A 23,838-nucleotide genomic window follows, 5' to 3' on the forward strand; every position below is an offset into this window, starting at 1 on the left:
CACCTGGAGGAGAAAATTCGATGAAAAGCTTTCTTGCCGTCGCTCTGCTGAGCACTGCCGTGATCGGCGGCGCCGCGTTCGCGCAATCCGCTCAGCCGGCCGACCGCGCCGCGCCGGCGGCCACCGCACAACCCGCCGACAAGATGATGCTGAAGGACAATTGGCGCGCTTCGAAGCTCATGGGCCTGAACGTCTATAACGAGGCCAACGAGAAGCTGGGCGACATCAACGAACTGCTGGTCGACAAGAGCGGCAAGATCAATGCTGTGGTGATCGGTATCGGCGGTTTCCTCGGGATGGGCGAGCACGACATCGCGGTCTCGATGGACAAGCTGAAATTCGTCGAAGAGCCGGTTCGGACCAGCTCGACCGGCAACTCGACCACTACGCGCGAGACGACGACCACCGGCGCGGCTTCGACTAGCACGACAAACCGCAACACGAACGATTGGGTCCCGGACCACGCGGTGATGAGCGGCAACAAGGAGCAGCTGAAGGCGCTGCCGCAGTTCAAGTATTCGGACTACAACTGAGGGACCAAGCATTCTCGGATTGAGGGGCCCCCATCGGAGGCCCCTTTTTCTTTGAGGTTCGATCACGCCCGCCAAACAGAAACGGCCCGTCCGGGGAGACGGACGGGCCGTTGGTGCGAAAGCTAGTAGTTTAGTGCATATGAACCAGGAAATAGCCGACGCCGCCAACAACGAGAACGGCGGGAACGGCCCAAAGAATCAAAACGGGCATTTTCTCCTCCAATTGCTGTCAGTAGTTCGCGGGCCTGTCGGCCCGCGAATGGTCGCTTACTGCTCGGTGCAGACCTTGGTGGTCTTGACAGCCGACTCGGCCTCGACCTTGGTCTTGTAGACGCCATTGCCGACAACCGTGGTGGTGGTCGTGGTCGGCTTGCTGTCGACAACAGTGCACTTCTTGGTGGTCGCATCGCGCACGATGTAGAACTCGGCGGCGCTGGCGGCCTGGGTGCCGAGGGCGAAAGCGGCGAGCGCGCCGCACACGATCAGCTTCTTCATGATGTCCTCCTCAGTGTTCGCAGGTAGTCACTGCCAACGGAGATTCTTCGTCGAAGTTCCGGTTGTTCCCGCCCCACTAACCCGTCGTGCCATTTCGCTACAGCACGAATTATCCGGCCTGCGGAAGAAATTGCCGAATTTTCCCGAAACGGAACCGAGACCGGCCCTTCGGGTTAACCGACGTCTGCTTTTAGGAGGTTTCAGAGATGAACAAGCGTTTATTCTTGGCAACGACCGCTGCCGTCGCCATCGCGACTTCGGCATTCGCGCAATCATCTCCGAGCACGTCGAGCTCCACTCCGTCCGCAACGCAGCAAAAGGACTCCACGGCGACGCCGTCCTCTCCGACGTCGACACCCTCGAATTCATCGGGCTCGGCTCAGACCACTCCCTCGAGCAACTCGGCTCAGAGCCAGTCGCCATCATCGACCAACCAGACCGCTGGTAGCCCGCCGTCCAATTCCGGGTCAGGCACCAACACCACCCAGGCGCCCGCCTCGGGCAACTCGACGAACCAGGCGCAGACCAATCAGCCGACGAACCAGTCCACGACGCCGTCCAACCAGGCGCAGACCAACTCGCCGTCTAGCACGACGCAGAGCGCCAATCCGCCGGCTTCCGGCACTAACCAGGCGCAGTCGCCCCCGGGTAGCGGCTCGACCAAAACCGCGCAGCAGCCGAACAATCAGCAGAACACGGCGGATCGTTCGTCGAACACCAACGTGAATGCGTCGGTGAACATCAACGACCAGCAGCGGACCCGCATCAGCACGTCAATCTCGCACCTGAACGTGCAGCCTCTCACCAACGTGAACTTCTCCCTGTCGGTGGGCACCGTCGTCCCGCGCGACGTCCGGCTGCAGCCGCTGCCGGCCGAGGTCGTCGAGATCGTGCCGCAGTATCGGGGCTACAACTTCGTCCTGGTGAAGGATGAGATCGTGATCATCGAACCATCGACCTACAAGATCGTGACCGTCCTGCCGTACTCGGGCCGTTCGACCGCGTCGGCGCCGGCGCGCACCGAGCAGCGCAAGGTGACGTTCAGCGACCGCGATCGCGAGGTCGCCCGCAAGCACGCGAAGGCGCGCCCGGTCGAGCGCGAGAAGCGGGTGACCACCGGCAGCTCGGTCCGGACCGAGCTCCGGACCGGCGAGCGCGTGCCGGAAGGCGTGGAGATCGAGGCGTTCCCTGAAGAGGTCTATCGGGATGCTCCGACCCTTCGCGAGTACCGGTACATCAACCGGGACAGCCGCACCTACATCGTCGAACCCCATGAGCGTCGCGTCATCGAAGAGATCGATTGATCTCGCAACGGAGGAGAAGAACCATGAAGACTATCGTGTTGGGAGCGCTCACGGCGACCCTGATGGCGGCGTCGGCGAATGCCGCCCCGCTCGCACCTGCGGCCATCGCATCGGCCGAGCTTGGCGGCACCGAGCAGGTCCGGCTCGTCTGTGACGAGTACGGTCGCTGCTACCGGACCCGCGGCCCGCGCTACGTCCAGCGCTACTACGGCGGGGACGACGGGTATGTGGTCCGCCGGAGCTACGGCTACTACGGCGGTCCCGGCTACTACGATCGCGGCTACGGCTACTACGGCGGCGGGCCGAGCATCGGTTTCAGCTTCGGCACCCGAAGCTGGTGAACTACGAAAGGGCCGCTCTCGAGCGGCCCTTTCTCGGTCGATTTCCTGTGGGGATGATGAGATGTCGGCTGTTGCGAAGCTCCTAGCTCAGAAAGAGCAATTGCTCGCTCGTCTCGAGACCGATCCGGGTCCGAACGAGCGGGCCGAGATCCAGGCGGTGCTTTCGAAAATCGAGACGGCGCTGAAGCTGCTCGGCGCCCAGGATTCCGCCGCTCCCGCGGCCGGCGAATAGTCTCGAGCGATTTCTCTAGAGCTTTTCTGAAAGACCCGTACAGAGAAGGCCCCAGCTCTGGGGGCTAGGGGGCTATGAGCTGGGGCCAGTACGGGGTTCGCCCCTGGGGCAGGGGCATTGGGAAAACTTGGCACTGGAGCCTTCGTTCCTGCGTGAAGGAAGTTTGAACCTTCCGCGTCCAACCCCGCTGAAATTCCGAAGGTCCGCCGGTTGATCGCTAACCCGGCGGCGCACCCCTCACTCGGTCGAATTCCTTGACCACCCGCACGATCTCGTCCGGGTGGAAGGGCTTTCTCACGATACGGCTGCCTTGGACCGGGCGAGGCGGGACCGGCGAGAAGCCGGTCGCGTAGACGACCGGCAAATTCGGGTACTGCTCCCGACAGCGTTCCGCGATCTGCCACCCGTCGACCTGTCCGGGTAGCCTCACGTCGGTGATCAGCACATCCGCGACGCGGCGGTCGCACCAAGCGAGCGCTTCCTCTCCCGTGCTCGCATGGATCACGTGATAGCCGGCCTCGCGCAGGGCATCGACGACGAATTCGCGGATCAGAGGATCGTCTTCGACGAGAAGTACGCTCACTGGTGGCTCTTGTGGATTTAGTGTCTCACATTCGAACGGCGCAACGTTGCGGTCGTTCCCGGCTCTGATGCAGCTTGCGAGAGAGCTGGTCCCGTGGCCTGGAGCCGACGCGCCGTAGTGAGGAACGGGCATGCGTGGCTGGCGGTTCTCGGTCCATGAACAGGCTCTTCCCTCTCGTCCTGGAGCATGGGCTTCCGACAGTAGCCAGGTACGCCATTTCGACGTGCATCATGCTGGGCTGCGCCGTCCTGCAGATGGCACTGCAGATGCAGACGGGTTCGCCGGGATATTTCCTGCTGCTTCCCGGTGTGTTTCTCTCGGGCCTGGTCTTCGACCGCGGCTCTGGAATTTTCGCAGTCATCATCGCGGTCGCCGTCGGTGCCTACGTCGGCTATGCCGGCAACAACGGCATGGACTACTTGGCGACTAACGCTCTCTTCGCCATCACCGCAGCCGGAACGGCCGCCGTCGCCGAATTCCAACGCTCCGAGCTGGGGCGGGTGGTTTTGGCGGACAAGACGAAGGCCCTGCTGCTGCAGGAGATGGCTCACCGGACGAAGAACAACCTCGCATCCTTGGCGGTATGATTAGGCTGGAGGCGAGACATGGCGGTTCGGAAGTCGCGGCCGCGCTGGAGGCCACCGCGCGTCGCCTGCAGGTGATGGCGGAGGCCTACGACCATCTCTCGCCAAAGCGGGATTCGAGCTCCGTGAACATGCGCTTCTTTTTGAACAACGTCGTGGAGAAGGTCTTCCAGTCTTTGGCGCCTCCCGGGCCGATTGCATTTCAGGTGGTCTGCGAGGACATCGACCTGGCCAGCAGCCATGCGCTCGCGATCGGCATGATCACGAACGAGCTTGTCACGAACTCGCTGAAGTACGCTTTTCCCGGCGACAGGCCCGGCCACATTGCGGTCTCGTTCGCTGCCCGAGGGGGCAGAGCCCGGCGGATTGGGGTCACGCATCGTCCAGTTGCTCGCCCAGCAGCTGGAACGGCCAAACCGCAACCGTCGAAGGAAGTTCACCAGTGGAGAGAGGACGAATGATAGAAGAACCGCGACAGTGATCGGTACAAGCACTTCCCTTGCGAAATAGAGCGCAGCTACGATGACGACGCCAATCTGCAGCGATAAGATGGTCGAGGCCGGACTGGCGGCGGCTGGGACATTTTCATCTTCCCAGGACGAGGAGCGATCCGCATTAGACATGGCGGCCCTATAAGGCAAGCGCCCCGAAAGCGGCGCGGCGCTAAGCCGAACCCGCCGTTCTTCTAAACGTTCCGACTGCGCAGTCATCGTTTGGGATACGCAGCGGGTGATGGCCAGAAGCGAGGCGCGCCGAGTGCCAAGGGAGCCCGCGTCCATCGTCCTGTCTGCCGGGCGTTAGGAACTCAGCTGTCTTCCCCGAGTTCGAGTGTTTAACCTGTTGAGGAGTCCTAAGATGAGCCGCGGAATGCCCTCCATGACCGCACTTCTCGGAATGCTGGCGATCGCCGGGTATCAAAATCGAGACAAGCTCGCGGAATTGCTTAGAGGGCCGGGCGCCGGATCGCTGGAGCCAGCCAACCCCCAGCAGCCGCTCGGCGGCCTTCTCGGAAATCTTACAGGTATGTTGAGCGGCGCAGGCGTTGGGGGCCTGCTGCAAGGAGGAATTGGCGAACTCCTGGAGAAATTCAACCAGAACGGCCATGGAGACACGGCCAAGTCTTGGGTCAGTTCTGGGCCGAACAAGGAAATCTCGCCTCCGCAGCTCCGGGAAGCAATCGGGCACGACGTCTTGGACAAGCTCGAGAAGGAGACCGGGCTCTCTCAAGAAGAAATTCTCGCAAGGTTATCGCGTGAGCTGCCCCAGGCGATCGACAAGTATACGCCTGAGGGGCGTCTACCAGCCTAATAGCAGTTGAACGGGTCGTTTATTCGAAGGAGAATTATTTGGACGATCATCATCGGCTTTATCGCAGGCGTGATCGCAAAATTTATCATGCCGGGTGACAACGAACCATCAGGGTTCATTCTCACCACCATTCTCGGCATTGTCGGCGCCTTCGTTGCAACCTATCTCGGCCAAGCTCTTGGCTGGTACCGTCCAGGAGAGGGTGCCGGACTCGTTGGTGCCGTGGTCGGCGCCATCATCGTGCTCTTTGTGTATGGCCTCTTCGCCGGCCGACAAAGGCGCGCGATTTGAAGAGCATCAATTCAGGCTTTTTGCTGAGCGACCATCTCGGATCGCAGGAGCGCGCGGTCGCCATCGGGCTCCTGCGATATCACTTATGAAGGGGACTTCACCTCCGCACGCGCAGCGGCGGCAACATCAGAGCCAGTTTGCTTGAGGCGGTCCACAAGTTCGGCACCGGTGTCGCTTATCTCCGCGACGACGGTGTCCGAAGCTTCCCTCAGAGCTTGCGAGACGGCACCGGCGCGTCGATTCAAATCCGCCTTCACATCGTCGCTGACGTCGCCGACGTACTTGTTCTCGATATCGGACGCGCGAAACGAGCCTGCAACCGCTGCACCGATCGCGATACCCACGACCCCGAGAACGAGAGGTTGCCGCTCGAGCACATCCGTAAGTGACGATTTCGCGCTGTTGACGGTCGGTCTGTCGGGAAACGAACTGCCGAGTTTGTTGAATTGCTCCCGTGCAAAGGCGACTCCCTCGTCGAAGCGGTCGCGCACGCTGTCGGCAGCTCCCGCCATCGCATCGGAAGCGGCAGCGGTCGCGCCCTGAAACGTGTCTCCGGCGCCCATCGACCCTTGGTCGTCCATCTCAGGTGCGGTCGGAGGCGCCACGGTCTGCTTGACCGCGGATGCCGCCGACCTGAGACCACTCGTCCCAGCATCGGCGGCGGATGCAACGGCCTCCGTCGCCGATCGCGCCGCACTCTTCAGCCTCTGGTCGCCCGCGAGCAACCAGAGCGCTCCGCCTCCGATCAGCGCGGCGGCGAGCGGGTTTTCCCGGGCGGCGGTCACCAAACTGTCTATAAAGCTGCTCTTTGCGCTGCTCATCGCACCATCCCCTTCACCGTATCCTTATCCTTTTCGAGCTGGCTGATCGTTTCCCGAGGGGTCAGCTGACGCGCATCGAGCCGGTTGACGCCGATAGCAACCAGTACGGCGGCGATGACCCCCGCAATTACTGCCGAGGTCAGATAGGAGACAGCCGGCGACCATCCGGCCGAGATCAACGCGGCGGACAAGGCGAACAGCACCATGATGATCGCCGGGATCACCAGAACGGCGCCACCTACAATCAGGCCTAACGCCCCACCGATCTTCTGAAGCTTCTCGCCGAGCTCCGCCTTTGCCAGGTCCATTTCATTCTGGAAGAGCTTGGCGAACTGCGACAGGGCGTCGCCGAGCAGCGTCGAGACAGCCCTGAATTCGCCCTGGCTGGTTTTGATATTGCGCTCGATGCTCATGGTACGTTGCTGCCCTGTGCCGACGAGGTTTGTTTCGTATCAGAACTACGCTGCATAGAGCCCTGAGACCAGGTTTGTTGTCCCGCCGAGAACGAACCGCCCGGCCTCTGACCGTGTTGCGACGACGAAGATCTCTCTGTCGTGTCGCGCTGCTGAGAGGATGACGAGCGCTCGCCCGATGCCTTGAGGAAGCGGACGGCCGCGAACCCTGCCAGCACCGATATCCCGAGAAAGGCGGCGGGCTGACGCTTGGCAAAATCGGTCGCACCCTGGAGGAGATCTCTGAAGCTCCCTTCCCGGATCTTCTGCGCAGCGTCCTCGACATAGTCGGCGGCGGAATCGATCCCCCGGGCCGCGAAAGGCACGTCTGCCTCAAACGCGCGGCCGGCTTCGCGAATGTTGCCCGCCAGGCGCTCGATGAATTCGGCGCCGGACCGCTGCTGCTCGCGGGCCTGGCTCTGGATCTGGTCAACGGCCCCGTCTGCGACGCCCTTCGCTGCATCCGCGGCCTCGCCGAACTTATCCTGTGCAAGACCGGCCGATGCCTGGAAAGCATCGCCGGCGCGCTGCTTCATCTCCGCTCCGACCTCACCAAGCTGTTCTTTCAAGTCCTTCGCGGCGCCCTTGTCCTGGTTCTTTCCGAATTGGGTGACGTTGTGTGGGTCCAAATCGCTCATGATGGTATTCCTTCAAGTGTTGGTTTGAGAGGGGCTAAAGGCAGCTTTGACCACGTCTTCGGCTGCCTCCTTCAATGTGTCCGCCATGTTCCGCGTCATACGGCTGGTATGGCTGCCAAGATCGGCTTCGGCGACCTTTTGCGTCGCAGCGTCGGCTGCGGATGTAGCCGCATCTTTCGCCGCCCCGAATCCGGATTGCGCTGCAGCGGCCGCAGCCTGCTTCACTCCGTCGCTTGCCCGGCCCATCACCTTGGCTTCAGCCTTGGTCTCAGGAAGAGCGGCAGCAATGATGGCGCCGATCGCGATGCCCAAGCCCCCAATCAGGGCGGCATTGTCGCCGATGGTCTGTCGGGCCTGCTCAGGCGCGTTCGCAGCGGCATCCTTGGCGGCGTCCATGCCGCTCTTCAGCTTTTCACTTGCGAAGCTGGCAGCCTGCGCTGCGCTCGCCCGCAGGTCAGAGGCGAGACCAGCGGCCTTGTCCTGCACGTCAGCAGCCATCCCGGCGGCTCGGCTTTGGGCGGACGACAGCGTCTCCTTAGCGTCACCCTGTACGGCTCGGGCGCCCTCCGTCACGTCCCCAAGCATGTGTTCCGCTTTGTCCATGACCGGGCCGGTGACGTCTGCAGCGCGATCCCGCACCGTCTTCGACGTCAGGGCCAGTCCGGCGCCGATCATGAGAAGTGGCAGCGGCGTGCCTCGCACCAAGCGGAGCAGCGGGATACCGATTGCGCCGCCCGCAGCCACTGCGCGCATCGGATTGTCCATGATCTGTTGCTTGAGCCCGTCAACCCAACTCTGGGTCTTATGGCTGACGTATTCGGTAACTTCGGACTTGATGTGCTGCGGCGAGATCTTGTGGCGAATGTCATCGGCGGTGTCCGATATCTGCTCCCTCAATCGCCCCACCGTCGCGGCCAGCTCCGCGCGGCTGCGCTCGGACTCGCGTCTCAACTCCTCCACGGATCGTGTCATCGGGTTACCTCTTCATATCTCTTGAATTTGTTTTCTTGAATTTGAGAATCGAACTCACCCTTTCTTGAATCGTTCCTCGCATCGCTTGGCAGCCTGCCTGGCGACAAAACGGTTTTGCTTAAGGGAAGGGGAGTGCTCAGCGATAGCGGTAAAGCTGCTTGCCGGATATCCGCGGAGAAGACGCCGGCGTAAGAAGACGCTGTCGCGAGGAACGTCAGGGCCAGAGAACGCTTCGCCGTCTGGCCCACGAAATAAAAAGGGCCGCGATTGAGCGGCCCTGGTTATGATTCACCAATGACGGTGGCGGCTCCAGCCATAGTGATGGCCACGGCCCCTTCCCCACCCGTAATGATGGCCGCGGCTACCGCGGTGCCCCCATCCGTGGCCGCCGCCATGACCGTGGCCACCTTTGACTTCGATCGCGGTCGAGGCAGGTCCACCAATTGCATTCGAAGTTGCAACAGGCATGGCCGAGACGGACGTTGTAGAAGCTATGGCAACAGCGCACGTCAGATAGCTAAGCCTGCAAATCCATTTCATGTATTGTGCCTCCCTGTAGCCGGCGCAACCGTCGCGACCGGGTATGACCCCAACAGTCCAACCGGGAAAAAGTTGCAATCCTGCGACTATGGTGTCGGAACGACGCTGCTGCAAGGCGAGGCTTGGTTGAACGAGGGTGGCGGCCGGTGTTCGGACGCCGTGTCTCCTCGCCTGCTACGACTGCTAAACGTCAAAGGCTTCCCTCGGCGTCTCCACGATGACTTTCCGCTCAGCCCTGAAGGCGGACCCTGCGAAACCGAAAGGGGAGGTCAGCCACGGGCCAATTCCGGACATACCAGCAAATCCGCGGTGGGAAGCCAATCGAGGTGGCCTATCGCCTGCGATGCTCGTCCAACCAGTCCTTTACCAGAAAATAGCCTGGCCGGATTGCGACCTCGCCCAGTTCGTCCGTTGCGAAAGTTGGCCGAAGAAGACCCTCTAATATCAACATGTCGGCATAGAACCGAAGCGGCCTATCAAGCCCGCGTATGCGGGTCCAAGCAAGTCCTTCGATGAACTCGCGCAGCAGCGACATGCACTCTTCATGCTTGGCCTCTTTCGAGATTGGTCGCTCGACGATCAACTGCCACTGATTGACCAACTCGGAGTATGCGCGGACTATTCGCGATACTGCCATAGGTCTCCTCCGCCCGACCGCTTAAGCACCTTATGCCGCGATTGAATAACCGTAAAACATCAACCTGTCGCATAGCAGAACGCAATAATTTTATGCATCCCTACAAGTCTGTTTCGGGTCGATACTGTTGAAAAAGTCCTCTGTGGCGCGCATCCCAAATTTCTAAAGGCTGCTGGTGCGCTCGACGCCGTCTGACGCGAGGGACCACGTCATTCCTTGCGGGATCGCTGTGTGTTTTCCTAGGACGTGGACTCATTAAGGCGCAGCCACAGCCTGATTGATGCAAGTTGAACGAAGGCAAGGTAGTTGGCGGCAAGCCTATCGTAGCGTGTCGCCACACGGCGACATTGTTTGATCTTGTTGAAGAACCGCTCGACCTGGTTGCGAGCGCGGTAGAGATAGGGGCTGAAGCAGATCGGATCGCTGCGATTGCTTTTGGGCGGGATGTTGGCCCACGCGCCCTTCCTCGTGGCAAGCTCCCTGATCCAGTCTGCGTCGTAGCCACGGTCAGCAAGCAGCATTGACCCCGATTTCAGTCGAGACAGCAGCTTTCCGGCGAGTCGAACGTCGTGGGCCTCACCAGGGCTCAGCGCCAGCCGTACCGGCAGACCGTTGCTATCGACGACCGCATGAATCTTGCTGGTCAGCCCGCCGCGCGACCTTCCCATCGCCTGGCGCTGGTTCCTTGTGACGCAGGCTCCATGCTGATGCACGCGGACAATCGAGGTGTCGATCATCTGGACAGCGGCATCGTGGGCAGCGGCAAGTGCGTCTATGATGCGGCCCCAGACACCAGCCCGCCGCCACCTAACGAAGCGGTTGTAGCAAGTAGTGTACGGACCAAACGCCTCGGGCAGATCACGCCAGGGTGCTCCGGATCGCAAGATCCAGAAAATTCCATTGAGAACCCGCCGGTCGTTTACCCGGGGAACGCCACGCGCCTTGTTCGGCAGCATTGGCTTGATCGCAGTCCATTCATAATCTGCGAGTTCGTAGCGCATGATTCGAGCTCCCAGTTCGGGAGGTTGAATCACGGGAGTCTGGCCGAAAGCAATGTCGTTGGTCGGCCTGGTACGGCACTTACGAGCGGACAGCAACCAGCCAACGATGCATGGTGAACCGGTCAAACAACCTAAGCGGACTTCCTGGACGGAAGGACGCGCTCGCGGCCAAGGAGAACAACCATTGCAGCCAAAAGCTGGATGCAAGCGACAATCCCGAACGCCAGACCATAGCCTGAAGTCGCATCGTGGAAGGCTCCAATAATGGCTGGCGCAAATGCAAAAACTGCTTGATTGATCGCGACGATCAGGGCAACCACAGCCAAGACGTCCTGGCGATTGAACTCTTTCTGCGCGATCAATGGCGGCAGAGTCGTGAGATTCCCGATCCCCAGGCCGAAGACAACGCAACCAAATGTCAGTACGATCCATCCATTGCCAAGGATGAGCAGCAGAACTCCTATGGTCTGGATAGCGAAGTTGATGGCTGCAGCGATCCGCCGGTCGTGATCTCCGATCCACCAACCTGTCAGGCTCCGTCCGATTACTGCGCATACCGTCGCTAAGCTGAGAAGCAAGCCTGCAGTTGCCGCACCAAGATCGGGTGTGAGCCGGGCTATCAAGTGTGACAGGAGGCCGATCTGCGCAAACAAGCCAAGAGCAAACGCTGCCGAAAGCGTGATAAATCCTGGTATCCGAATAATCTCGGAGCGAGATAGTCTCGGCCCCGGTTTCGCGACAAGTGTAGGCACTCCGTTGCCATCCGGGCCGAGGCCAAGGCTCGTTGGAGTCAGCTTGAAGTAACGGACAGAAAGCCCCCCAATCACACCGATAGCAACAATGGAGATCGCCTGCGCAGCGTTCTGGAAGCCGAATTGATCGATCAAGAAGAGCCACAACGGCACGAACAGAACTCCCCCGACACTTGCGCCATTGAATGCCAGACTCATTGCTTTCGGACGATCGCGGTCGAACCATCTGGCGACTATTGCGTTCAAGGCTGCACCGCTGGTCGCGGCCCAACCTCCCGCACTCGGAATAGCCGCCAAGAAGAGTTGCCACGGCTCCCACGAAACGGACCATCCGATCAACCCGATGGCCATCAGAAGTGCACCGCCCAGTGTGGTTCCGGCAATACCAATCTTGCGATGGATTTCGGGCAGATGCGCGACGAGGAGCGCACTGAGCAGGAAGTGGAAGGTAATGGCAGCCGAAATTTCTGATATGGGCCATCCGCGCGAAGCGTGCAGAGTCTGAAGGAAGACCGAAGGACCATAGAAACCGATGCCCCAGGCAAACACCGCCAAGGTAAAGGCAGCCCATGCCACCGACCAACCAACGAAACGCTTTTCGTCACCCATTGTCTCGCTCATTCATGCTGATAGGTTGATGGCGTGGTAGCAATCGGAGCGTGTTATGGCTCGCCGGAATCGGACTCCGTCGTCGGTCTTAACAGACATCGAGACACTCGATGCTGCCGCATGCGAACAGGCGCGAGTGAACCGCGACCCGCGCTATGACGGTTTGTTCTTCTCGGGCGTCAGAACAACGAGGATCTATTGCCGACCCGTGTGCCCCGTGCGACCCGCCAAGGCGAATAACGTGACGTTTTATCTTTCGGCCGCTGCAGCAGAGCAGGAGGGATATCGACCGTGCCTCAGATGCCGTCCCGAAACCGCGCCGTTCTCTCCAGCTTGGAAAGGCTCACGGACGACAGTTGAGCGTGCCCTACGTTTGATTAGCGGTGGCGCACTGGATGATGCCAGGGTCGAAGCACTGGCGGAACGTCTCGGCATCGGACCAAGGCATCTATCGCGGCTGTTCAACAAATATGTCGGCGCAAGTCCCGCCCAAGTCGCGCGAACGGGGCGTATTCAACGGGCGAAGCGTCTCTTGGATGAGACGAAGCTTCCGATGACCGAGATTGCACTTAGATCGGGATTCCGCAGCCTACGGCGTTTCAACACAGTATTTGCGGAGGTCTACAAGCGCCCACCGACGGCGATTCGACGGACGAAGGCATGATCAGCTAACACGGGCCTTCCCTCATCGGGACATATTGCGCTGCCGCACGAACTTAGCCGCTGTCGGAGGATCGCGGACATTGCCCTCGCCATATTATGCCGCTGCATTTATAGGTACACGGCCTAGTCTCGTGGCAACGGCCTTTATTGCCAAGACTCGACTAGAGCTGATCCGAGCGAGATTTTTGCTGTCTCTCTACTTTCGACTTTTTCAACAGTATCGGTCAACAGCGGAAATCGGCACGCGAGCGACAAGTCTCATGCGGCCCAGAAGCAGACCCATGCAGCGCAACAGGGCTAGAGAATAATGACGCCTTGCCGAGGCGATCCCGCAACCTTAATGCATCGATAGCTCACTCGGAGGCACTAGTTCAAACGGTTCCAAGAGCTGAGATTGCTGACCAATCCCCTATCTCACTGCAAACGGAGCCTGATAAGGCCGGCCGAACGGCACACCGTTGATAACGGTCTGGATCGGCTTGAGATAGGCCCTCCCGTCCCTCTTGTTGTTGCGGGTATCGAGAAAGCTGACCGGTCCCTCCACTAGTTCCATGACGCTGACGTCTCCGGGCGCTCCAACCTGCAGGGTGCCAATCATCGGCGCACGATTGATGACCTTCGCCGGAGAAGTCGTGGCCATGGCAACCACCTGCTCGAGCGTGAAGCCAAGCGCCATGAACTTGCTCATGACATTCGGCAGGAAAGGGATGCCCGGCGAATTGCCGGAGAAGACGTGGATGTCGGAGGAGATGGTGTCCGGCGTGCATCCGCCCGGGATCGCCACTTCAGCCACCGTGAAATCGAAGCTGCCACCGCCATGACCGACATCGAAGATGACACCGCGCTGCTTGGCCGCCAGGGCCGCAGGCAGCAGGTTGCCATCTTGAACGATATTCGTGAAGACGTTGGACATGTTCGGGGCGCCTGAATAGGCGTGGGTCAGCACGTCGCCCGAGCGAAGCAAGTCGAGAATTTGCGACATCAACTCCTTGGTCTCGACCCCGCCGATATGCACCATCATCTTCGCCGGCCAGCCGCACTTTTCGCAGGCCTGGATGCCGCGTTTGAGGGGCTCGAGCCCGTATTTGAAGATGACGTTCTCGGACATGCGTACCTTGACCCCGAGCAGGAAGTCTGCATTCTCGGCAAGGGCCATCGCGCAGGCCTCGGTTTGCGCGTTGTCGATGTTGTACAGCTCTGACACGGGGGCTGCGGAGAGGCCGTTATTTGCGATGTGGAGGAAGGCGTACATCCGGGCTCGGGTCTGCGCCACGATGAAGCGGCGCAAGGCCGCCAGATTGTTGACGCCGGCATCACCTGCCGACACGACGGTCGTGGTGCCCTGGAATTGCACGAGCTCGTCGGCGGGAATGCCGATAGCCGAACCGTATGGATAGACGTGACAGTGCAGATCGATGAGGCCTGGCATCACGAGCTTGCCCGACGCGTCGATGCTTTTCAGCGCGCGTTCGGCCGCGATCGTCTCCTGGACCGTTTCTATCCGGCCCCAGCGAATGCCAATATCGCGTCTGGCGCGCAGCGACTGGCTGGGGTCGAGTACCTCACCGCCACGGATCACCAAATCGTACTTGTCATTTGGCCCCATGGCGGCACGCGCGGGCGAGGCGAGACCGACCGCTGCGGCTGACGTCGAAAGTGCCAAGAAATCGCGACGCGACAACGCGGACATGATGGCCTCCTGTGCTCCTGTTCGCGAATACGGAATAAGCAGCCGCTCTTCGGCGGCAAACCTTGCGATCTTCCACTGCCACTCATGCTAAGTCCCGTCGGGTTGCGACTTTGACCTAAGCAAGAGGGCTCATTCGAAATCAGGAATTCGCGAAGTGAAAATCCTGGTTCTAGCCAGCTGGCGCTTTTACTTTAGCACGAGAAAAGTTGCGCGCGAGGTCCGAGAGGTACATCCGAAGAAGTCAATTTGAGCAAATCTCGTCCACCATGCGCCCAACGTAAGCGTAGAGACCCAATGTCAATCGGATTGAGGGGGTGGAGCTTTACCGTCCGGCGCGCCCTACCCGGGACACCGGAAATCTCATTACCCTAGTTTTCGTAAAGACTTCCGAAGGATGGCGTATTGCTCACGCTCACAAACTACCATTACCTCCGATCAAGCAGAAAATGGGTCATTAGTCGGCTTTGGGTCAAAATGCGAAAAACTCAGCGTTAGCAAATCTAGTCCGTTCCGCCCACTAAGCGGACCTCAAAGAGAGGTGTGGCCACTTCGCATCTGGGCCCAGCAGCAGACATCACATGCCTTGGCCTGTTATAAAGCGCGCTCGTTGAGGCAAGTGAAAATGAGCAAGACGCAGATTACCGATAGCCGACAATAAACTAGGGGTTTGTCATCAAGGCTCTGAGCTTTGGGGGCTGCAGCGATACATAGGGTTCCAGCACGCGCCCGCAGATGCAGCGTATGGACAATCTGACGAGATGCCACGTCCCAAGGCGGGGTCGGTTGGCAGCGACCCTCTCTCGAACGGCTAGAATTGTCGCCTGATCCCTTCTACACTTAATGGACAGGCGGAGCGGTCATGTCGCGAGAGAATGGAGGCCGAGGACGCAGGTTGGCGGCCATCATGGTCGCCGACGTGGCGGGCTATTCTCGGCTCATGCACAATAACGAAGAGGCTACACATGCCCGCCTCACGGCGCTTTTGACTGATGTTGTCGAGCCGACCATTAGGCAACACGGAGGCCGCATCGTCAAACACACCGGCGACGGCTTCCTCGCCGAGTTCCCGAGCGCGGTCGAAGCGGTTCGAGCAGCCGAGCACTTTCAGAGTGGCGTTGGAGACCTCGCAGCCGGAGAGGAGGAAGAGAAGCGCATTGTCTTTCGCGTTGGCATCAACATCGGCGACGTCATCGTCGAGGCGAACGATATCTTCGGCGACGGCGTCAACATCGCCGCCCGCCTTGAGGGGATCGCCGAGCCCGGTGGTGTTTGCCTTTCCGCGTCCGCCCATGATCAGGTCAGCGGGAAGATCGACGTCGAATTCATTGATCTCGGCGAGCATAGCCTCAAGAACATTGCGCGTCCGGTACGCGCGTATGCAGTGAAACGCAACCGGCTCGACTTTGTCGCACAGGGCTCAACGTCGCGTGAGCTCGCCGCGCCGCGTCTGTCGATCGTTGTGCTTCCTTTTGCTAATTTCGGTGGCAATCCCGATCAGGAATATTTTGTCGACGGTATCACCGAAAGCCTGACGACCGACCTGTCGCGCATCCCAAGCGCCTTCGTCATTGCACGCAATACTGCGTTCACCTTCAAGAACAAACCGGTGGACGCCCGCGTCGTCGGACGCGAGCTCGGTGTGCGCTATGTGATGGAAGGCAGCGTGCAGAGCAGTAGCGATCGCATCCGCGTGAATGCTCAGCTCATTGACGCGACAACCGGCGCGCACCTCTGGGCCGAGCGTTTCGACAAACCGCGCGCCGATATTTTCGACATGCAGGACGAGATCACCACGCGCCTTGCCCGGATCGTTGGTGTCGAGCTTGTAGCCGCTGAAAGCCGGCGGGCGGAGCGTGAGCGGCCAGGAAGCATGGACGCCATCGACCTCGCGATGAGGGGCTGGGCGATTCTGAACCAGCCCCTATCGCTGCGTGGCCACCGCGCGGCATGTGAGCTCTTTGAAGACGCGCTCCGACGGGACGATCGCAATGTCGAGGCGTTGATCGGCATTGCCAACTATCATTCTGATGAGGTTCGTACGTTTGCTTCGACAAACCGGGATGAACAGCTGCGTATCGCCGGGACGGCGATCACTAAAGCTTTGGATCTCGCTCCGCGTAACGCCGCGGCACATCTTATCTATGGGAATGTGCTTCATGTCTCGGGAGCGACAGAGCGGTCCCTGCGCGAATTCGAATTTGCCATCACTCTTGATCGCAACTTGGCTTGGGCTCACGCCAATGCCGGCTTTGCGAAGGTGTTGCTCGGGCGTGCAAAGGAGGCGGAAGCGGACCTCATGAACGCTATCCGGCTGAGCCCGCGTGATCCCGGGTTGGATCGCTGGCACGCCCTGCTCGGAATTGCAGACTTGTTTCTTGGGAGGCTGCAATCGGCGCTGGACCGATTGCGCAAGTCGATCGAAATGAACCCGAACGTCGCCATGGTGCATTTTTTCCTGGCCGCCGCATCCAGTCTGAGCGGGCTTATGGACGAGGCGAGCGCGGCGCGGGAAGCCGGCCTCCGGCTCGACCCGAACTTTACGGTGGCCCGATTTCGCAACGAGCGGCGCAGTCAGAACGCTACATTTTTGAGCCAGAGGGAGCGGATCTATGAAGGCCTGCTCTTAGCTGGCGTGCCGAAAGGAGAATAAATGTCCTCCACGGCTGGTGAAATGCATGTCTGCTTTGGGTCTTGGCTGTGTGAAAACGCCAAGATGGTTGAGAGCGATAGAAGAAGTTGTTCGTCCAAGGCCGATCTAGCGCTTATGCGCGCAACCGATTTCAAGCCAGACGGAACGCAATTCTAGCCGTTTTTCGCCTCCTCGCGTTTTTACACAGCAAGGGTCAATCGCGTCGATTCCCTCGCGTCCCCACGTGTCTGGTCCGGCCTCGACTGCCGACGTCCGGGACACGATGCCGATCTTCGCCTTCGGGCCAACAGCGAACATCACCGCTTCGTTCGTCTTTGGACTGAACTTACAATTTCCGCCGCTGCGTTTTGAAGCTCGGCCAGATGATGAGCTGCGAAGGCTTCGATGGAGAACGCTTTTTTGAGCCAGAGCATGTTGATCGCTCCAAGCACGCGGGGACCATCGCGCAGGGGAACCGCGATCGAAAATAAGCCGTCCGAGTGCGGCGGCCCACCATAATAGCCCCCGCTGTGCATTGAGTTGCGTATGCCATAACCGCGCTCCCGCACCTCGTCGAGAATAACGTTGAGCCGCCCCGGTTCACGTGCAAGCCGGTCTTCGGGACGGCTCGATTTGCGAAGTAAATCGAGCACGCGTTGACGTTCTTTCGTCGGACAGTACGCAAGATAGGCTGTCCCGACGGCGGACCACAGCCAGTTGACAGGCAGTCCGATCCGCTCCTGCTGCAACAGGAAGGGACTCCGGGCCCGGGTCGTTTCGCGGATTTGCATGTGATCGCCTGCGGGCACCATCAAATCTGATGGCCAGGAGACGCGCTCGCACAAGCGCTCCAGGATCGGCGCCGCGGCTTCCGCTATCCGGTCGTGATGTTCGCGACGCGAGGGTGCATGCGAAAGCATGGCACCGATCCGGTAACGCCCGTCACCAAGCCTCCGCGTCACAATACCTGCTCGGGCGCAGGTGTGCAGGATGCGCAGTATGCTTGGTTTCGAGATGCCCGTGAGGAGGTAAAGCTCCTGCAGCGACGAATCCGGCTGCATCTGCAGCGCTTGCAGAACACGTAATCCGCGTTCCAAGCTCTTGATAACTTTTGGCCCGGACATCGAGTGACCTCACACGTTCCACGGCGTGAAACGTACCATTTCACACTGCGGAACGCATGCCGATTTTCCTAGCTCGGCGCGAACAGGGGGCCGAAGCTGGCGTGCGTGCTGAAGTTCACTTTCATCGTTTGATGGAGACTTCCATGACATCTCACCTGTTTCGCCACTCCACCGTCTTATCAGTTGCGATCCTGCCTCTGCTTGCCGCCACAGGATTGGCGCAGTCATCCTTCCCAACGGGGACGATTCGGTTCGTGGCGCCTAACTCGGCTAGTACCCCGCCCGACATCATCAGCCGCATTATCTCGAGGGAACTAACGGAATCCGAAGGCTGGCGAGTCATTGTGGAGAACCGGCCGGGCGGCGTCACCACGATTGCGGCGAGCGACGTCCTGAACCAGCCGTCGGACGGCAACAGCCTCTTTGCGATGTCTGTACCATCGGTTGCAGCACCGTCGCTGTTGCCGAAAATCGCGTACGACCTAAGCAAGGACTTCGACCCTGTCATCAAGGCTACCGTCTCCTACAATGTGCTGGTCGTGAATCCATCGGTGCCGGCCACGACGGTGGCCGAACTGGTAGCGCTGCTGAAAAGCCAGCCGGACAAGTTGACGTTCTCCTCGGGTGGCTTCGGCACGCCCGCACATCTTATCGGCGAGCAGTTCAAGCAGCAGACCGGTACGCGCGCCCAGCACGTTCCCTACGCGCAATTTTCGCAAGCGATCGGCGATTTGCTCAACGGCACAAACACGTTTCAGTTCATCACCGTATTGCCGGTCGTTGACCTGATTAAGACGGGCAAGCTGCGCGCTTTGGCGGTGACTGGTCCGAAGCGTGTCCCGGCCCTTCCCGACGTCCCAACCATCATCGAAGCTGGCTATCCCTCTCTCGTGGTTGAGGACTGGACGGGTTTCGCGGTCAAGCACGGCACCCCCAAGGAAACTGTCGCGCGGCTTAATGCAGCGATTAACAAGGCGCTGCAAAAGCGATCGGTCCAGGAAGCGCTGGCAAAGATTGGCGCCGAACCGGCAGGCGGCACGCCGGAGCAATTTGGCCGCATGGTCGGCGACCAGGTCGCGCACTGGTATCAAATCGTCTCCGGCGCCGGCATAAAGGTAGAGTAGCAATGACCGCTGATTTCCGGGTGACGCTGCTCGGGACGGGGGTACCGATCCCCCGTCCCGACCGGTTCGGGCCCAGCACGTTAATCGAGGCCGGCGGCCACACTCTTCTTATCGACGCCGGCCGCGGTGCTACGATGAGGCTATTTCAGCTCGGCGTTCCCATAGGCAGCATCGATGCACTGTTGCTCACGCATTTTCATTCCGACCACACTACAGGGATTCCAGACCTCTGGCTCACCGGCTGGCTGAGCTCTTATTTCGGCAACCGCCGGCGGCCTCTTAATGTGATCGGGCCCGTCGGCACCGCCAAGCTGATGCATCATATTGAAGCAGCCTATGCGCACGATATCGACATCAGGGTCGCGGATGAGAAGCTCGCCCGTGAGCACGCCGCTATCGACGTGAAGGAATTTGCTGATGACGGCGCCGTTTATCAGGCCGGCGACCTAAGGGTTGTTGCCTTCGCCGTCGACCATGGTGAGGCCATTAAGCCGGCTTACGGCTATCGAATCGAATATCAAAATCGGGTTGCCGTGATCTCCGGTGACACCCGCTACAACGTCAATGTGCTGCGCTACGGCGCGGGCGCTGACCTGCTGGTGCATGAGGTCGCCATGGCGCGGCCGGAACTTTTGAGCGAAGTTTACATCCGGCGCATTCTCAATCATCACACCTCGCCTCAGGAGGCTGGGCGAGTGTTTGCGCAGACCAAGCCGAAAATGGCCGCTTTTACCCATCTCGTCATGCTCGCGAGTAAGACCGTCGCGGCGCCTGCTATAGCCGATCTAGTAGCGGCGACACGCGAGACCTATTCCGGGCCGCTTGTCGTCGGCGAAGATCTGTCGAGCTTCGAGATAGGCGAGACAGTTACAATCGGACGTTCAAAATCGGAGATCTGAAAATGTCGGCTTCGGGTCAAAATCGGTCGTCCAGAACGCCGCAATCAGTTTCTGCTCCACACTCGCCAGCCGACGTCCCATCGATCATTCCGTTTGGAAGCGACGCGCCAGAGGCTGACATCGAGCGTATGGCGTTTTACTTTCCGCCCCAGCAGACGCAGACGAATGCGGAAACGGCTCCGGGCAAGCTTCCGACAAAAACGGGAGGACTACGAAAGCCGAATGGAAGCGGCACAAAGTAAACGAGGCTGACCGAGAGCAAACCTCCGAAGAATAAGCAAGCGACACTGCTCGACCAGAGCGGAAGTGATCGATTGATCATCTCTCGATCAAGGCAATAGACGAAAACGGCAAGAGGAAGCCCGAACAGATAGATAAACGGCATGCCTACGATCGTGCCAAGGAATAGCAAGCCGGGCTGTCCGAGCACCGCGCAAAGCACAATCCAGCCAATGAGGGGCGCTACCAGCACAAAAATATATTGTCGGCGGACTTGTGTAGCGTCCATCAGTCAGCACAAGGCGGTTCGTTGATATTTACTCGTCGACGCTGGCGACGAATGGCGCGGATACACTCGAAGCCGACGTAACCGAGCATCAAGAGGACCATGAGAGCCGGGACAAACTTGCCGGGGTGAAGCGCAAGCTCGTGAACGCGGATCGTCCGCTAAGGGTCACAAGCAGTCCTCCACCGGCTGCGTGAGCTGAGGGACCACAAGCTGGCGAGAAGACTGATCACTAACAGCCATTAAAAAGCTTTAGGGGGAGGCCCACCATCCGTCGGGAAAAACAAGCAACGTCCAATCCACTTGGTTGTCGCTCTGAGGGGGGCTGACACCTCCTGCATTTCTGCCTGGTGGCGTGAAGCGACTGCGACGGACAGACAGGACGCGGAGATCGCGGCTTCGGAGGCGGCGAGAAGCATGGCGTCTAGAGCGCAATGCTGGTGCACCGCGGGCGCGCTCTGCATTTTCGACTAGACTTCGAAGGTCTTCCAGCTCTGAGAGCTGAGAGGCAAGGTCGCAAAGTCGTTGCAGATAAAGGATCGCGCGAGAGCTTCGCATAAATGTCCTCCACAGTACAAAACGCACTACTAGGACGGGAAAAATCGGCAATCTACCATGGCCAGAGACCGGCTTTCAATATGTCAGGCTCACTGGCTCTAAGAGGCGATCGCCTATTGCGCGCCTGCAAGCGGGCACATAAACCGCCAGACCAAATGCCACGGAGGGCTATAGCGATTTGCATAGTCCTGCCGCGCGGCATCGACATGGCGGAGCGGCTTCGCTGCCCTTGCGCAGCAGCAAATCTTGACAATAAATGCTGGGCGACTGGGGCGGACTGAGGCGTGCCGTGAAACTTCTGACAGAGTATCTCGAGCGCGCAGTTCAGCTGGAAGCTTTGGGACGAAGCGAAGCTGACCCGGCTTTCAGGCAGCAGCTGTTCGAACAGGCCAAATTATATCGTGAGCTGGCGGCAAGGCGGGCCAAGGATTATGGGCTGCCGCCCCCCAGCCCTCCGGAAACTCAAAATTGAGCAGACATGGCTTAATCACGATCTTGCTGAGCTGGACTCGTCTCAATCTGCTGAAGTTGCTCGAGCAGCTCAGCTTCCAGATCACGAAGGTTCTTCGCACTTACCCCTTCCGAAAAGTCTTTCTTTAACCGCCGACACCGGGCGAGCTTTTGCTCGACTGCCAGTTTTTCCTGTTCAAGGTCCATACCGCTGAAATTCCCGCGAGACGGAAATGTTCCGGGATTTCACGTGCCGAAGGTGTGTCACGGGGCCTGACGTTTTCAGGAAAAAGTGGCAATATGCGCAAATGGAGCAGGATAGATCATCGAAGCGACGCCGGGTCTTCAAATCTGGGAAAATCATATTTGGCCCGACAGCCCTTGATTGCGTCGTGAGAGATATTTCGGAAGTCGGAGCGAGGATCGCAGTCAAAAGCCCGCTCTGGTTTCCTGACAATTTTGTGCTCGGTATTCCCTCTGACGGTCTCTTGCGGCATGGCCACATCGTCTGGCGGCAAGACGGTCAGTTTGGGTTGGCGTTCGAAGATTAAAGGGCGCCTCGGTTGGCGGCCATTAGTGCTGCGTCGGCTGCTCTGGGATCTGCTCGCCGTGCAAATGGTCGAGGACCTCGCCGAGGTCGCGCATATCGAACAGTTCCCCGCATATGGTGCAGCGGATAAAGTGCTCGCGTTCGTCCTCCGCGGTGAAGCCGGGGGATTTGCCTTCGGTCGGCATCAAGCGACGCTGCGCAGCGGCAGGGCCAATTGTACGTTGAACGGACTTGTCGCATTGGCGTGTATGAAGTCCTGCAGGGCAGGCGAGATCTCCGCATCTGTGTTGGCGGCGCGTTCGGCCAGGGCGTCAGCGATGTCAGGGGTTGCGTCCCGCGACCACCCCTCGACCGCATTGAAGCACACGATGCGGAGCGGATAGGCGTATTGCCCGGAAAGGATATCCCGCAGGACGGTCTTGAGGTCGGTATCGGCTTCGTCGGTCTCGCGCCAGGCGCATCCCGCGCGAGCGCCGAAATCCTCGAGCACCAGGTAGATATCGCGGTCCAGACGGTCGGCCGGCACGATCGAGGGCGAGGAACGCATACGCAAACTCCGAACTCTGGGCGAAGAGACGGCCCCGGCAGGGGATTTTCAACGGGGGTAGGCCGGGGCCGCTCCGCCGGCTTGGCGGCAGCCGGCGAGACTCTTAATTTTTTCACAAGACCTTCGTTCCAGTCGTTCGATCCTGCAGCTGGGCTCTACGCAACGGTGCGGTTTGGTCGCGATTGCAGCTTGAGATGCCTAGTCACAGTCCAAAGTGCGTGAGAAAATCAAATCATAGTCGTGCGTCGCGGAGGGAAGCCCGATGCGCCTTGCTTTGCCTTATCTCGGAATTTGTCTCTGCACCTGCCTCGCGGCATGGCTGTCCTTGGTGCTGATCTACTGACCGAGTAGGTCCTCACCAGACGTCACCAACGTCACATAGGTGCCGCTTTCGTGGAGCGTCAGCCAGCCCTGCTGGATGGGGCGAGGCCGGCGCTGAATTCGCTGTGCCGCTACGCCGCCGCAAAGTCGCTCGGGCTCGCCGAGGTGCCGGTGGTGCCGCTCGGGCACCTGTCCGAGGCCGCCCGCCGGGCCTACTGCATGGCGGACAACCGCATTGCGGAAAGCTCGACCTGAGACGAGCAGCTGCTCGCCCGCGAGATGGCGTATCTGCGGCAGGCCGGCGCCGTCGACCTGGCGTGCTCGGTTTCTCCAAGAAGGAAATCGACCGGCTGCTCAAAGGTGCGCACGGCGGGCCACGCGGGCGCACGGAGCCCGATGCGGCGCCGGCGCGGCCGAAGGTCGCCGTCTCCCGGCTTGGCGACACCTGGCTTCTGGGCGGCCACCATGGCCCAGCAGCTCAGATATACGCCTATCCGTTGGCGCAGAGCCGCACGGTCCAGCAGGAGCAAACTGAGGCGGCATCTTCAATCGTGGAGTCATCCATGAATGGGATCATGGATATGATGACCGAGATGGGATGGAGCATAAGCCTGATCGTCCTGCTCGTTCTCGCGCTGATCGTGCTCGGCATCGCTGCGCTCATCAAGTACCTAGCCAAATAGCG

Annotated in this window: 28 protein-coding genes; 15 read left to right on the plus strand and 13 right to left on the minus strand. The window is 59.9% G+C overall.

The genetic code is table 11. The features are described from left to right. The first annotated feature begins 20 nt into the window (after positions 1-20). Positions 21-533 (plus strand): PRC-barrel domain-containing protein, encoded by a 513-nt coding sequence (locus tag XH81_RS12035; protein WP_038949324.1) that lies wholly within the window; start codon positions 21-23, stop codon positions 531-533. Positions 534-800: 267 nt separating this feature from the next. On the opposite strand, the gene XH81_RS12040 is transcribed toward XH81_RS12035, so the two are convergent. Continuing rightward, positions 801-1,028, minus strand: a complete 228-nt coding sequence (locus XH81_RS12040) for a hypothetical protein (protein ID WP_038949323.1) — start codon at positions 1,026-1,028, stop codon at positions 801-803. Positions 1,029-1,234: 206 nt separating this feature from the next. Between XH81_RS12040 and XH81_RS12045 the strand changes: the two genes are divergently transcribed. The 3 genes from XH81_RS12045 to XH81_RS12055 all read left to right on the plus strand — a co-directional run bounded on the left by XH81_RS12045 (position 1,235) and on the right by XH81_RS12055 (position 2,905). Beyond that, positions 1,235-2,332, plus strand: coding sequence for a DUF1236 domain-containing protein (locus XH81_RS12045; RefSeq protein ID WP_038949322.1), 1,098 nt, complete (start codon positions 1,235-1,237; stop codon positions 2,330-2,332). 23 nt (positions 2,333-2,355) lie between these two features. Beyond that, positions 2,356-2,673 (plus strand): hypothetical protein, encoded by a 318-nt coding sequence (locus XH81_RS12050; protein ID WP_038949321.1) that lies wholly within the window; start codon positions 2,356-2,358, stop codon positions 2,671-2,673. A 61-nt stretch (positions 2,674-2,734) separates the two neighbouring features. Beyond that, positions 2,735-2,905 (plus strand): hypothetical protein, encoded by a 171-nt coding sequence (locus tag XH81_RS12055; RefSeq protein WP_193375315.1) that lies wholly within the window; start codon positions 2,735-2,737, stop codon positions 2,903-2,905. 217 nt (positions 2,906-3,122) lie between these two features. On the opposite strand, the gene XH81_RS12060 is transcribed toward XH81_RS12055, so the two are convergent. Then, positions 3,123-3,488: a response regulator gene (locus XH81_RS12060; RefSeq protein WP_038949320.1), complete on the minus strand. Its 366-nt coding sequence runs from the start codon at positions 3,486-3,488 to the stop codon at positions 3,123-3,125. A 230-nt stretch (positions 3,489-3,718) separates the two neighbouring features. Here XH81_RS12060 and XH81_RS12065 point away from each other — a divergent pair, with 230 nt between their 5' ends. From XH81_RS12065 to XH81_RS12085, 4 genes are all read left to right on the plus strand, one after another. Continuing rightward, positions 3,719-4,075, plus strand: a complete 357-nt coding sequence (locus XH81_RS12065) for a sensor histidine kinase (RefSeq protein ID WP_244429155.1) — start codon at positions 3,719-3,721, stop codon at positions 4,073-4,075. After that, positions 4,072-4,533: a sensor histidine kinase gene (locus XH81_RS12070; RefSeq protein WP_244429154.1), complete on the plus strand. Its 462-nt coding sequence runs from the start codon at positions 4,072-4,074 to the stop codon at positions 4,531-4,533. The genes XH81_RS12065 and XH81_RS12070 overlap by 4 nt, the downstream gene beginning before the upstream one ends. A gap of 394 nt (positions 4,534-4,927) precedes the next feature. After that, a complete protein-coding gene (locus XH81_RS12080; protein ID WP_271596201.1) occupies positions 4,928-5,380 on the plus strand; it encodes a YidB family protein in 453 nt (150 codons plus the stop codon). An 87-nt stretch (positions 5,381-5,467) separates the two neighbouring features. After that, complete coding sequence (locus XH81_RS12085; RefSeq protein WP_049806618.1) at positions 5,468-5,671, plus strand: GlsB/YeaQ/YmgE family stress response membrane protein; 204 nt, start codon at positions 5,468-5,470, stop codon at positions 5,669-5,671. Between the two features lie 83 nt (positions 5,672-5,754). Here the strand turns inward: XH81_RS12085 and XH81_RS12090 are convergent, their stop codons facing one another. From XH81_RS12090 to XH81_RS12115, 6 genes are all read right to left on the minus strand, one after another. Next, complete coding sequence (locus tag XH81_RS12090) at positions 5,755-6,492, minus strand: hypothetical protein (protein ID WP_271596202.1); 738 nt, start codon at positions 6,490-6,492, stop codon at positions 5,755-5,757. Beyond that, entirely contained in the window at positions 6,489-6,905 is a 417-nt protein-coding gene (locus tag XH81_RS12095) for a phage holin family protein (protein ID WP_038949316.1), read from the minus strand. Before XH81_RS12095 ends, XH81_RS12090 begins: the two co-directional genes overlap by 4 nt. Beyond that, positions 6,902-7,582: a hypothetical protein gene (locus XH81_RS12100; RefSeq protein WP_038949314.1), complete on the minus strand. Its 681-nt coding sequence runs from the start codon at positions 7,580-7,582 to the stop codon at positions 6,902-6,904. Before XH81_RS12100 ends, XH81_RS12095 begins: the two co-directional genes overlap by 4 nt. 12 nt (positions 7,583-7,594) lie before the next feature. Continuing rightward, positions 7,595-8,554, minus strand: a complete 960-nt coding sequence (locus tag XH81_RS12105; protein ID WP_038949313.1) for a DUF3618 domain-containing protein — start codon at positions 8,552-8,554, stop codon at positions 7,595-7,597. Positions 8,555-9,970: 1,416 nt separating this feature from the next. Beyond that, entirely contained in the window at positions 9,971-10,732 is a 762-nt protein-coding gene (locus XH81_RS12110) for an IS5 family transposase (RefSeq protein WP_271596203.1), read from the minus strand. A gap of 131 nt (positions 10,733-10,863) precedes the next feature. Beyond that, positions 10,864-12,093: an MFS transporter gene (locus tag XH81_RS12115; RefSeq protein ID WP_271596204.1), complete on the minus strand. Its 1,230-nt coding sequence runs from the start codon at positions 12,091-12,093 to the stop codon at positions 10,864-10,866. A 55-nt stretch (positions 12,094-12,148) separates the two neighbouring features. Here XH81_RS12115 and XH81_RS12120 point away from each other — a divergent pair, with 55 nt between their 5' ends. Continuing rightward, the gene (locus tag XH81_RS12120) at positions 12,149-12,757 is read left to right on the plus strand and encodes a bifunctional transcriptional activator/DNA repair enzyme AdaA (protein ID WP_271596205.1); all 609 of its coding nucleotides are present in this window, start codon (positions 12,149-12,151) and stop codon (positions 12,755-12,757) included. 408 nt (positions 12,758-13,165) lie between these two features. On the opposite strand, the gene XH81_RS12125 is transcribed toward XH81_RS12120, so the two are convergent. Then, positions 13,166-14,446: an amidohydrolase family protein gene (locus XH81_RS12125; RefSeq protein WP_038949310.1), complete on the minus strand. Its 1,281-nt coding sequence runs from the start codon at positions 14,444-14,446 to the stop codon at positions 13,166-13,168. Between the two features lie 892 nt (positions 14,447-15,338). On the opposite strand from XH81_RS12125, the gene XH81_RS12130 reads away from it, so the two are divergent. Beyond that, positions 15,339-17,096 (plus strand): adenylate/guanylate cyclase domain-containing protein, encoded by a 1,758-nt coding sequence (locus XH81_RS12130; RefSeq protein WP_333913370.1) that lies wholly within the window; start codon positions 15,339-15,341, stop codon positions 17,094-17,096. 296 nt (positions 17,097-17,392) lie between these two features. Here XH81_RS12130 and XH81_RS12135 read toward each other — a convergent pair whose 3' ends face one another. Beyond that, entirely contained in the window at positions 17,393-18,199 is an 807-nt protein-coding gene (locus XH81_RS12135) for a helix-turn-helix domain-containing protein (protein ID WP_038949308.1), read from the minus strand. A gap of 143 nt (positions 18,200-18,342) precedes the next feature. Here XH81_RS12135 and XH81_RS12140 point away from each other — a divergent pair, with 143 nt between their 5' ends. Together XH81_RS12140 and XH81_RS12145 are read left to right on the plus strand one after the other, a co-directional pair. Beyond that, positions 18,343-19,323, plus strand: coding sequence for a Bug family tripartite tricarboxylate transporter substrate binding protein (locus tag XH81_RS12140; RefSeq protein ID WP_038949306.1), 981 nt, complete (start codon positions 18,343-18,345; stop codon positions 19,321-19,323). A gap of 2 nt (positions 19,324-19,325) precedes the next feature. After that, the gene (locus XH81_RS12145; protein WP_049806614.1) at positions 19,326-20,222 is read left to right on the plus strand and encodes an MBL fold metallo-hydrolase; all 897 of its coding nucleotides are present in this window, start codon (positions 19,326-19,328) and stop codon (positions 20,220-20,222) included. A 1,546-nt stretch (positions 20,223-21,768) separates the two neighbouring features. Here the strand turns inward: XH81_RS12145 and XH81_RS12150 are convergent. After that, complete coding sequence (locus tag XH81_RS12150; RefSeq protein WP_157158082.1) at positions 21,769-21,942, minus strand: hypothetical protein; 174 nt, start codon at positions 21,940-21,942, stop codon at positions 21,769-21,771. A gap of 101 nt (positions 21,943-22,043) precedes the next feature. Here XH81_RS12150 and XH81_RS38740 point away from each other — a divergent pair, with 101 nt between their 5' ends. After that, positions 22,044-22,286 carry a PilZ domain-containing protein gene (locus XH81_RS38740; protein ID WP_442868201.1) on the plus strand — a complete coding sequence of 81 codons (243 nt, stop codon included), beginning with the start codon at positions 22,044-22,046 and terminating at the stop codon, positions 22,284-22,286. Between the two features lie 22 nt (positions 22,287-22,308). On the opposite strand, the gene XH81_RS12155 is transcribed toward XH81_RS38740, so the two are convergent. Then, on the minus strand, positions 22,309-22,470 hold the full coding sequence (locus XH81_RS12155) for a hypothetical protein (protein WP_271596206.1): 162 nt from the start codon (positions 22,468-22,470) through the stop codon (positions 22,309-22,311). Continuing rightward, complete coding sequence (locus XH81_RS12160) at positions 22,470-22,832, minus strand: hypothetical protein (protein WP_038949303.1); 363 nt, start codon at positions 22,830-22,832, stop codon at positions 22,470-22,472. Before XH81_RS12160 ends, XH81_RS12155 begins: the two co-directional genes overlap by 1 nt. 393 nt (positions 22,833-23,225) lie before the next feature. Between XH81_RS12160 and XH81_RS12165 the strand changes: the two genes are divergently transcribed. Continuing rightward, positions 23,226-23,408 (plus strand): hypothetical protein, encoded by a 183-nt coding sequence (locus XH81_RS12165; RefSeq protein WP_038949302.1) that lies wholly within the window; start codon positions 23,226-23,228, stop codon positions 23,406-23,408. Positions 23,409-23,470: 62 nt separating this feature from the next. Then, positions 23,471-23,836, plus strand: coding sequence for a hypothetical protein (locus XH81_RS12170; protein WP_271596207.1), 366 nt, complete (start codon positions 23,471-23,473; stop codon positions 23,834-23,836). Positions 23,837-23,838: the final 2 nt, after the last annotated feature.

It is taken from the genome of Bradyrhizobium sp. CCBAU 25360, from assembly GCF_028128695.1.
GTDB classification, from domain to species: Bacteria; Pseudomonadota; Alphaproteobacteria; order Rhizobiales; family Xanthobacteraceae; genus Bradyrhizobium; species Bradyrhizobium ottawaense.

Excerpts from the sequence above, each read along its gene's own strand:
- XH81_RS12150 (WP_157158082.1), bottom strand. The coding sequence starts at position 21,942 with ATGGACCTTGAACAGGAAAAACTGGCAGTCGAGCAAAAGCTCGCCCGG.
- XH81_RS12085 (WP_049806618.1), top strand. The coding sequence starts at position 5,468 with ATGCCGGGTGACAACGAACCATCAGGGTTCATTCTCACCACCATTCTC.
- XH81_RS12040 (WP_038949323.1), bottom strand. The coding sequence starts at position 1,028 with ATGAAGAAGCTGATCGTGTGCGGCGCGCTCGCCGCTTTCGCCCTCGGC.
- XH81_RS12125 (WP_038949310.1), bottom strand. The coding sequence starts at position 14,446 with ATGTCCGCGTTGTCGCGTCGCGATTTCTTGGCACTTTCGACGTCAGCC.
- XH81_RS12160 (WP_038949303.1), bottom strand. The coding sequence starts at position 22,832 with ATGCGTTCCTCGCCCTCGATCGTGCCGGCCGACCGTCTGGACCGCGAT.
- XH81_RS12120 (WP_271596205.1), top strand. The coding sequence starts at position 12,149 with ATGGCTCGCCGGAATCGGACTCCGTCGTCGGTCTTAACAGACATCGAG.
- XH81_RS12140 (WP_038949306.1), top strand. The coding sequence starts at position 18,343 with ATGACATCTCACCTGTTTCGCCACTCCACCGTCTTATCAGTTGCGATC.
- XH81_RS12055 (WP_193375315.1), top strand. The coding sequence starts at position 2,735 with ATGTCGGCTGTTGCGAAGCTCCTAGCTCAGAAAGAGCAATTGCTCGCT.
- XH81_RS12100 (WP_038949314.1), bottom strand. The coding sequence starts at position 7,582 with ATGAGCGATTTGGACCCACACAACGTCACCCAATTCGGAAAGAACCAG.
- XH81_RS12095 (WP_038949316.1), bottom strand. The coding sequence starts at position 6,905 with ATGAGCATCGAGCGCAATATCAAAACCAGCCAGGGCGAATTCAGGGCT.
- XH81_RS12135 (WP_038949308.1), bottom strand. The coding sequence starts at position 18,199 with ATGTCCGGGCCAAAAGTTATCAAGAGCTTGGAACGCGGATTACGTGTT.
- XH81_RS12155 (WP_271596206.1), bottom strand. The coding sequence starts at position 22,470 with ATGCCGACCGAAGGCAAATCCCCCGGCTTCACCGCGGAGGACGAACGC.
- XH81_RS12115 (WP_271596204.1), bottom strand. The coding sequence starts at position 12,093 with ATGGGTGACGAAAAGCGTTTCGTTGGTTGGTCGGTGGCATGGGCTGCC.
- XH81_RS12070 (WP_244429154.1), top strand. The coding sequence starts at position 4,072 with ATGATTAGGCTGGAGGCGAGACATGGCGGTTCGGAAGTCGCGGCCGCG.
- XH81_RS12065 (WP_244429155.1), top strand. The coding sequence starts at position 3,719 with ATGCTGGGCTGCGCCGTCCTGCAGATGGCACTGCAGATGCAGACGGGT.
- XH81_RS12080 (WP_271596201.1), top strand. The coding sequence starts at position 4,928 with ATGAGCCGCGGAATGCCCTCCATGACCGCACTTCTCGGAATGCTGGCG.
- XH81_RS12110 (WP_271596203.1), bottom strand. The coding sequence starts at position 10,732 with ATGCGCTACGAACTCGCAGATTATGAATGGACTGCGATCAAGCCAATG.
- XH81_RS12050 (WP_038949321.1), top strand. The coding sequence starts at position 2,356 with ATGAAGACTATCGTGTTGGGAGCGCTCACGGCGACCCTGATGGCGGCG.
- XH81_RS38740 (WP_442868201.1), top strand. The coding sequence starts at position 22,044 with ATGGAGCAGGATAGATCATCGAAGCGACGCCGGGTCTTCAAATCTGGG.
- XH81_RS12090 (WP_271596202.1), bottom strand. The coding sequence starts at position 6,492 with ATGAGCAGCGCAAAGAGCAGCTTTATAGACAGTTTGGTGACCGCCGCC.
- XH81_RS12035 (WP_038949324.1), top strand. The coding sequence starts at position 21 with ATGAAAAGCTTTCTTGCCGTCGCTCTGCTGAGCACTGCCGTGATCGGC.
- XH81_RS12145 (WP_049806614.1), top strand. The coding sequence starts at position 19,326 with ATGACCGCTGATTTCCGGGTGACGCTGCTCGGGACGGGGGTACCGATC.
- XH81_RS12105 (WP_038949313.1), bottom strand. The coding sequence starts at position 8,554 with ATGACACGATCCGTGGAGGAGTTGAGACGCGAGTCCGAGCGCAGCCGC.
- XH81_RS12045 (WP_038949322.1), top strand. The coding sequence starts at position 1,235 with ATGAACAAGCGTTTATTCTTGGCAACGACCGCTGCCGTCGCCATCGCG.